Here is an 8,127-nt window from a genome sequence, read left to right as displayed (position 1 = left end):
CCGGCGTCGTCGCCTACGACAGCAACTATGAAGAAGTGGCCGGCAAGGTTCGCCTCGACATCACGCCGATGGAGAACCTGTCGCTGTTCATCATGGCCGGCTACGGCACCGACGACAACTACACGGATACGTCATATGTATTCGACGCCAACGGTCGCGGCATGTACAAGCTGTGGAGCGGTAACTGGGCAGTCTGGGGCGGTGGCACCTACACCATCAACGAGAAGACCTCGTTCAACACCCAGATCTCGTATGACGAAGGCGAGAACCTCGGCATCGTGGCGAACATCGCCTATGACATCGTCCCCGGCCTGACGATCACGGCGGAAGCCTCCTACTTGCACGTAGGCGAGGACACTGTCTCCAACTGGACCGGTGCGGACGACGAAGACAACTTTGGCGGCCAGCTCCGCTTCCAGCGCTCGTTCTAAGGGCTGGTTCTATACAAATGAAAATCCAGCCCGGGCGCTTCAACGCCCGGGCTGTTTTGTTTCGTGACTGGATCAAGGCAAACAGAAGGAACAGGGGGTAACGGTAGCTGAATAAGGTCCGCGGGAAGATTTCGTGGGATCCGTTGATGGCGGATGAAATCACAACTGCGTGATCAAAACTCTTGAAAGGACGCTTCCAAGCGGATAGGGCTGACCTATCCCCTCCGGGGGTGTGGCGAATGATGACAAACGAAGCGATTCAAGAGGGTGCTCCCTCTGACCATTTTTCGATGTTTTCTTCTCAAAACGCAAAAATAAAATACAGTTATAACAAGATCAGAGAAGTAAAGTCGTACAAGGTCGGGGAGCTGTTTTCAGCATACCGAGACATACTTTGGGATGATGGGCGACATAAATACAATGTCAGCTCCTTCATCGGCGAAATAGACGAGATTCTCCTTGGGGAGCGTTTCAGCGCCTTTGACCAGAGTACCCTGGACAACCTTATCGGCACCTTGCGCCAGCGCGGCAACAGCAACGCAACCATCAATCGGAAGATGGCTGCTCTCAGCAAACTGCTGCGCAAGGCTCACAAGATGGGGATATCCACAGCCTGCCCGAGTTCCGCCGCCAGAAGGAGCGGGCGGGACGGATTCGCTTCATCGAGAGGGATGAGGAAGCCCAGCTGTTCGCCGCCATAAAGAGGCGCAGCGAGGACGCTTACCGGCTTTCGGTCTTTCTCGTCGACACCGGCTGTCGCCTCGGCGAGGCGCTGGGCTTGATCTGGAATGATATCCAGGAGCATCGCGTCAGCTTCTGGATCACCAAATCCGGCCGCAGCCGCACCATTCCACTCACCGCCCGGACCAAGGAGGTGATCAAGCTGCCGGTCACCGAAGGCCGTCGGCCCAAAGGTCCTTTCACCAAGCTCAGCCAGGCGCAGTTTCGCGCCATCTGGAACGATGCGAAGGCCGAGGTCGGTCTTGGCGCCGACGAACAGGTCGTGCCGCACATATTGCGCCACACCTGCGCCTCGCGTCTTGTCCAAGGCGGCATCGACATCAGGCGTGTGCAGATGTGGCTCGGCCATCAGACGCTATCGATGACCATGCGTTACGCGCATCTTGCCACGAACGACCTCGACGGCTGCGTCGTCGTGCTGGAAACCCCTCGGTGCAATGGATCGGACGCGGAACGCCCTCTGTCTTCTGCGGAACCAAGGAGCGAGCCGGTCGCGGCGAAAGCCTCATCCAAGGCGCCCCGGAAAAATTCGAAGTCCGCGTAAGCCAAATTCAAGTAAAAACCTCCAGGATCGAAGTCGATCGTGGAGGTTTTACTTCGAGCCGATCTGCTGTTCGGCCGTATCCAGAAAAGCGGCGATAGCGCCGGGCAGGCCGCCGGTCTCGAGAAAAGGCGCATGGCCCTGGCCCTCGACCGTGATCGTCTCGAAACAAGGGTGACGCTTTCGCATCTGTTCGAGCGTCTCAGTGGACAGCAGCTTCGAATTGGCGCCGCGGATAGTGAGCATCGGCATGGCCGTCAGTGCCTCGAACTGCGGCCATAGTGCCGGCAACGGCTGGGTGAGGTCGAGACTCGCCAGCGTGTCGACCAGCTTCGCGTCGAAATCCGGCACCAGCCCGTCATCCGTCTCTCGGTAAAGGGCCGATACCATCCGGTCCCAATCCACCTCAGTCAGGGCTGGAAAGTCGCTGCCGTGCGCGCCGCGCAGGGCGCCGACCGCCTCGGCATGGGTTTTCGGCTTTGGCGCGCGCTCGAGATAGGAGCGGATATGGGCGAGGCCGCCGGCCTCGACCACCGGGCCGATGTCATTGAGAACGATGGCCCTCAGGACGGCCGGCCGCATCGCGCCGAGCACATGGATGATCAGCCCGCCGCGTGACGTGCCGATGAAGCCCGCCTCCTCGATATCAAGCGCCGCCAGCCCGGCGAGAATATCACCGGCCTCGACGCCGACATTGTAGTGGCCGATATCGGGGTCGTAGGCGGACTGCCCGCGCCCGCGATAATCGAAGGCGACGATTTTGCGCGGATTTTTCGCTCGTCGCGACAGGTGCAGTGCCAACTCATGAAAGTCGCGGCTATTGCGGGTCAGGCCGGGCAGGCAGACGACCGGCCAATGGGCGGAGTTCGCTTCGCCGTAGATACGGGCGTGGAGTTGCAGCCCGTCCGGCGAGGCGTAGAAGAAGTCGGAAAAACCGCTCGACATTTGGACTGATTCCTCGCCGTTGCTGGATCGTCCCGACTGCTACAGGCGAGGGCGGGTACGGTCAAATCGACTTAGCCGTCGGCGGGACAGCGCCCCCCTCTGTCCTGCCGGACATCTCCCCCTCACGGGGGGAGATTGGATGTCACTTCGGTTTTCGCCAATCTCCAACGCGGAAGAAAAGGCGCCGTCGGCGAAACTGCTAATCTCCCCCCTTGAGGGGGAGATGCCCGGCAGGGTAGAGGGGGGTGCTTCGCTCGAACGCTAGACGGTTCAACCCCGCCCGTTCACCAGATCGCCCACGATGTCGTACTTACCCGAAATACGCATCTTGTAGACTTCGTAATTCTCCATCACGCGCTGGACGTAACTTCTTGTTTCCGTGTAGGGAATCCGTTCGATCCAGTCGACGATAGCGTCGATGTCCTTGCCGCGTGGGTCGCCGTATTTCGCCACCCACTGGGCGGCGCGGTTGGGGCCGGCATTGTAGCCGGCAAAGGTCAGCACGTAGGAGCCGTCGAAGCGGCCGAGCTGCTCGCCGAGGAAGGCGGCGCCAAGCGTCGCATTATAGCCGGCGTCGGTGGTCAGCCGCGCTTGCGAGAAAATCATTCCGGCCTTCTTTGCCAATTGCTTGGCGGTCCCCGGCATCAGCTGCAGCAGCCCGCGCGCGCCGGCGCTGGAGACGGCGCCGATGTTGAACTCGCTTTCCTGGCGGGCGATCGCATAGGCCAGCGCCTTGCCCGAGCCGGAAATGTTGGCGGTGTCGGGAATGACGCCGAGCGGATGCGACAGCGCGCCGACATCGATGCCGCTCGCGCCGGCGATCTTGCCGACTTTCAGTGCCAGGAAATGATTGCCCTGCTTTTCCGCCATCATGGCCAGCAGCGCCAGCTCTCCGGGACTGCTTAACTGCCCGGCGAGGTCGCGGTAAAGCGTGTCGGCATAGCGCTCATAGCCCGCCTCCTGCAGCCGTTTGATGGCGCTGACAGCTTCGCGGCCGGCGAAATTGCGGCGGTCGGTGGTATCAGGCGAGGGATAGGCGATGTTGAGCACCCGCCGGCCGACGCGCTCGCCGGCGAGCTGGCCGTAGAACGTCGTGCCATAGGCGGCGGCACGGGTGAAATGATCCTTCGCATTGCCGGGACCACCGACTTCGGCTGCACGGCCGAGCCAATAATAGGCGCGCGACAGCGATATCGGCCCCTGAGTGAGATCGGCGATGCGCGCGAAATGCTTGGCAGCGGTATTGGGGTCGTTGAGGCCGCGCAGCGCGTACCAGCCGGCATGGAACTCCGCATCCGCCGCATTGGCGGCACTTTCGGCGGCATGTGCTGCGACGATCCTGTAGGCGGTCTTCATGTCGCCCTGGTCGACCAGTTCGCGCGACAATACTCGACGCTCGGCCCACCAGGCATCCGGGTCGACCAGCGCGCTGCGGTCGCTCGGCGCCTTCATCATCACCGCGACGGCGTCGGAAAGCTTGTCTTGCTTGCGCAGATATTGGGCTTGCGCAAAGAAATAGCCGGCCGAACGCTGCGCGGCGGGCACGGCCTTCAGCAGTTTGGCCGCTTTCTTGTCGCCCCTGGCCGCCGCCGCCCAGGCGTCGGCCAGTTGCTGGGCGCCGGCAAAGCCGGCGACGCGCAGCGCGGAATTGACCCGGTCGGCATAGAACATGCGCTCCATGCGGAAGCGGTGGTCGGCTGCGGGGATCAGCTTGCCGAATTCCTGGATGATGTCAGCTTCGTCCTTGGCTTCCAGTTTCTCGGTGCGCCAGAAAGGCGACAGCACCGAGCGCGCCGCCTTGACGTCGCCCCGCGACACATACGAGCGGGCGAGGATCACCACGCCCTCGACTGTTTGCGGCTGGCTGCCGCCGAATGCCTGCACCACGATCTCAGGCGCGGGGTTCTCGCGATAGAGCGCGCGCTCGCTGTTCTTGCGCAAGGCGATCATGCCCGGCCAGTTCGGCAACATCTTCGCAGCATCGGCGATGTCGCCGCTTGGCACCTTGTCGCCGCCATAGAGCGCGATCGCCCAGGCAAGGATGTGCCGGTCGAGCGACTTGACCGGCAGAGCCTCGCGCACTTGACGCGCTCCGGCAACGTCGTTTGCCGCCAGCGCGTCAAGGCCGCTCTTCAGCCTGGCGACGCTGGCGGATGGGGATCTCGTATCCTGCAGGCCCGTACCCTGCAGGTGGGGCATCGGAATGGCCGACGTGACCTGCACATCGATCTTGCCGGCGGCCACGCCGCTCGGCATCAGCAGGAGGATTGCGCCAAGCAGCGCAAAAAAATGAGGCTGCCTGGTCGGCATGGTCTTCATCATTTCCTGTCTACACATTACCAACAGGCACAGATCAACTGAAGCCTAGTTGGCTGCTATGAAGAGGCCGTAAACAAAGCGCTAACAAGGTCGTTCAAATTGCGCTTGCTGGCACTACTGCCATGCTTGCCGCGCAACGGTGTCGAGACTATGGTGCGCCGCTTCGCTTTCGGCTAGAAGGCGCGCACGACAAACCCGAGAAGTCAAAACCCGAGAAGTCCCAAGGAGTTGGACGACATGCTGAGAGGCTCGCTTACCGCGCTCGTGACACCGTTCGAAAAGAGCGGCCGTTTCGACGAGAAAGCCTTTCGCGCCCTCGTTGCCTGGCAGATCGCCGAAGGCACGACCGGTTTGGTTCCGGTCGGCACGACAGGCGAGTCGCCGACCCTATCGCATGATGAGCACCGCCACGTCGTCAAGGTGTGCATCGAGGTGGCCAAGGGCCGCGCTCCGGTCGTCGCCGGCGCCGGCTCCAACAACACCGAGGAGGCGGTGGGCCTGGTGCAATATGCCGAGAAGGCTGGCGCCGACGCGGCACTGGTCGTCACGCCTTATTACAACAGGCCGACGCAGCGCGGCCTCTATGAACATTTCGCCGCCGTCGCCAGGGCGACCAGTCTGCCGATCATCATCTACAACATCCCGCCGCGCTCGGTGATCGACATGATGCCTGAGACGATGGGCCGGTTGGCTCACGACTTCAAGAATATCGTCGGCGTCAAGGACGCCACCGGCAAGGTCGAGCGGGTTTCCGAGCAGCGCGCGACCTGTGGCAAGGATTTCATCCAGCTTTCGGGCGAGGATGCCTCGGCGCTCGGCTTCAACGCCCATGGCGGCGTCGGCTGCATCTCAGTGACGTCGAATGTCGCACCTAGGCTGTGCGCCGAATTCCAGGAGGCGACGCTTTCCGGCGACAGCGCCAAGGCGCTGGATTTGCAGGACCGCCTGCTGCCGCTGCACAAGGCGATCTTCATTGAACCGGGCGTGTCCGGCGCGAAATATGCACTGTCGAAGCTTGGCAAGGTCGAGAACGTGCTGCGCTCGCCGCTGGTGACCGTCGAGCAGTCGACCGCCGAAAAGATCGATGCGGCCATGAAGCACGCCGGCTTGATTAACTAGCGAGCCCGTTTGGAAACTCTACTCCTGCGGCCATCTGAAGGCGTCACCTGCGCTTCCGGTGCTCACGTACTATATGTACGCTCCGCTCCGGTTCTCGGTGCCACCATCATCTGACTCGCAGGAGCGAGTTTCGAAACGGACTCTAGACGTCATGAATCAAGTCAGAAAAGCCGATCCCAACAACAAGACCGTTGCGGAAAACCGCAAGGCGCGGTTTTCCTATGAGGTGCTCGACACGATCGAGGCCGGTCTGGTGCTGACCGGCACCGAGGTGAAGTCGCTGCGCCAGGGCCAGGCCAACATCCAGGACAGTTACGCCTCGGTCGAGGGCGGTGAGATCTGGCTGATCAACTCCTATTTGCCAGAATATCTGCAGGCCAACCGCTTCAACCACGAGCCACGCCGGCGCCGCAAGCTGCTGCTCAACAAACGCGAGATGGCCAAGCTGTCGCAGAGCGTTGATCGCGAGGGCATGACGCTGGTGCCGCTAAAAATCTACTTCAACGACCAGGGCCGGGCCAAAGTGCTGCTCGCCGTTGGTCGCGGCAAGAAACTGCACGACAAGCGCGAGACCGAAAAGCAGCGCGACTGGTCGCGCGAGAAAGGCCGGTTGCTGAAGGAGCGTGGGTAGGCTGGGAACCACTCTTTTGAAGAACCGGATCGTTCTTTGGGGTGCGGCCAGCCTGATCCTCGTGTGCGTCGTCGCGGCCGTCGGCTATTTCTACTTCCAGACGTTTTCTCCGGACCGAAGCAAATATCCGGTCAGAGGTATCGACGTTTCCCATCATCAGCGGCAGATCGACTGGCGCCGTGTTGCCGCCGACGATGTCGCCTTCGCCGTCATCAAGGCGACCGAGGGCGGCGACCATGTCGACGACGCCTTCGCCGCCAATCTGCGTGAGGCGCGTGCGGCCGGGCTGGCGGTCGGTGCCTACCATTTCTTCACCTTCTGCAGGCCTGGCGCCGATCAGGCGCGCAATTTCATCTCCGTCGTGCCGCGCGATCAATCGCTGCTGCCGCCGGTGGTGGACATAGAATTTGTCGGCAATTGTCCGCGGCGGCCATCGCCCGAAGAATTGAATGTCGAACTCTCGGCTTTCCTGCGCCCTGTCGAGGCAGCTTTCGGCAAGACAGCGATCCTCTATGTGACCGACGAGGCTGCGCGGGTCTATGCCGGTCAGATCGTCGGCCGCCCGCACTGGGTTCGTTCGCTGGCGCTGTGGCCAGGTCATGACGACTGGATCTATTGGCAGTACCACGACAGGGGTCGCGTCGACGGCATCAGTGGCGATGTCGATCTGAATGTCCTTCAGGGCGGGCAGGAGAAATTGGCCGAGCTGTTTGCGCCACCGCCCGAATCTATCTCTCCAGAAACGCGGCTATATCCCTGAACACGTTGACGAACATCGTTTCCGTCAGCACGCCGGTGTTGGTGTTGTAGCGCGAGCAATGATAGCTGGAGAACAGCGTGACGCCATTGGGTTGCTGCTGTCCGCCGTGGCGGAAGGGATAAGCGGCAACACGCCCACCCAGCGCCCGCACGGTCGACTGGTGAGCGATCGAGCCCAGCGCCAGCACGGCGCGCAGGTTTTTAAACCGCGCGATAGTCGGCACCAGGAACGTCCGGCAGGTGGCAATCTCGGCGCCGACCGGCTTGTTGTCCGGTGGCACGCAGCGCACCGCATTGGTGATCGCCGTGCCGACAAGCTCCAGCCCGTCATCGGGCCGCGCCTTGAATTGGCCGCGCGCAAAGCCGTGCGCGATCAGCGTGTTGTAGAGCAGGTCGCCGGCGTAGTCGCCGGTGAAGGGACGCCCCGTCCTGTTCGCCCCACGCAGGCCTGGCGCCAGCCCGACGATCAACAGTTTAACGGCATCCTCGCCCTCGGGCGGCAGGAAGGTCGGCACCGGCGCATTGAACCAGGACGGCTCGCGCTGCCGCCATTGCGCGATAAAATCATGCAGCCGCGGGCAGAGCGGGCAGTCGCGATCAGGCTCGGGGGATGCGACCAAGGGAGCGGTCAAGACCGCCGC

General features: G+C 62.1%; 7 protein-coding genes and 1 pseudogene. 5 read left to right on the top strand and 3 right to left on the bottom strand.

Annotated features, from left to right (window positions below; genetic code table 11):
- Both EOC94_RS30830 and EOC94_RS30825 read left to right on the top strand, forming a co-directional pair.
- Positions 1-431, top strand: a 431-nt coding sequence (locus EOC94_RS30830) for a porin (protein WP_185928362.1), incomplete at its 5' end; no start/stop codon positions are given.
- Between the two features lie 290 nt (positions 432-721).
- Positions 722-1,716, top strand: a pseudogene (locus EOC94_RS30825) (site-specific integrase).
- A 48-nt stretch (positions 1,717-1,764) separates the two neighbouring features.
- On the opposite strand, the gene EOC94_RS30820 reads toward EOC94_RS30825, so the two are convergent.
- Together EOC94_RS30820 and EOC94_RS30810 are read right to left on the bottom strand one after the other, a co-directional pair.
- On the bottom strand, positions 1,765-2,658 hold the full coding sequence (locus tag EOC94_RS30820; RefSeq protein ID WP_127295278.1) for an alpha/beta hydrolase: 894 nt from the start codon (positions 2,656-2,658) through the stop codon (positions 1,765-1,767).
- 270 nt (positions 2,659-2,928) lie between these two features.
- Complete coding sequence (locus EOC94_RS30810; protein ID WP_126107180.1) at positions 2,929-4,968, bottom strand: lytic transglycosylase domain-containing protein; 2,040 nt, start codon at positions 4,966-4,968, stop codon at positions 2,929-2,931.
- 246 nt (positions 4,969-5,214) lie between these two features.
- On the opposite strand from EOC94_RS30810, the gene dapA reads away from it, so the two are divergent.
- The 3 genes from dapA to EOC94_RS30795 all read left to right on the top strand — a co-directional run bounded on the left by dapA (position 5,215) and on the right by EOC94_RS30795 (position 7,487).
- Positions 5,215-6,096 (top strand): 4-hydroxy-tetrahydrodipicolinate synthase, encoded by an 882-nt coding sequence (gene dapA, locus EOC94_RS30805; RefSeq protein WP_127295277.1) that lies wholly within the window; start codon positions 5,215-5,217, stop codon positions 6,094-6,096.
- A 151-nt stretch (positions 6,097-6,247) separates the two neighbouring features.
- The gene (gene smpB / locus EOC94_RS30800) at positions 6,248-6,727 is read left to right on the top strand and encodes an SsrA-binding protein SmpB (protein WP_023719895.1); all 480 of its coding nucleotides are present in this window, start codon (positions 6,248-6,250) and stop codon (positions 6,725-6,727) included.
- A 16-nt stretch (positions 6,728-6,743) separates the two neighbouring features.
- The gene (locus tag EOC94_RS30795; protein WP_126107178.1) at positions 6,744-7,487 is read left to right on the top strand and encodes a GH25 family lysozyme; all 744 of its coding nucleotides are present in this window, start codon (positions 6,744-6,746) and stop codon (positions 7,485-7,487) included.
- On the opposite strand, the gene EOC94_RS30790 is transcribed toward EOC94_RS30795, so the two are convergent.
- Positions 7,456-8,118 (bottom strand): uracil-DNA glycosylase, encoded by a 663-nt coding sequence (locus EOC94_RS30790; RefSeq protein WP_185928361.1) that lies wholly within the window; start codon positions 8,116-8,118, stop codon positions 7,456-7,458. The two genes, EOC94_RS30795 and EOC94_RS30790, sit on opposite strands and share 32 nt — an antisense overlap.
- Positions 8,119-8,127 lie beyond the last annotated feature (9 nt).

It is taken from the genome of Mesorhizobium sp. M6A.T.Ce.TU.016.01.1.1, assembly GCF_003997065.1.
Classification (GTDB): Bacteria; Pseudomonadota; Alphaproteobacteria; order Rhizobiales; family Rhizobiaceae; genus Mesorhizobium; species Mesorhizobium mediterraneum.
This window is presented reverse-complemented; position numbering and strand designations above follow the sequence as displayed.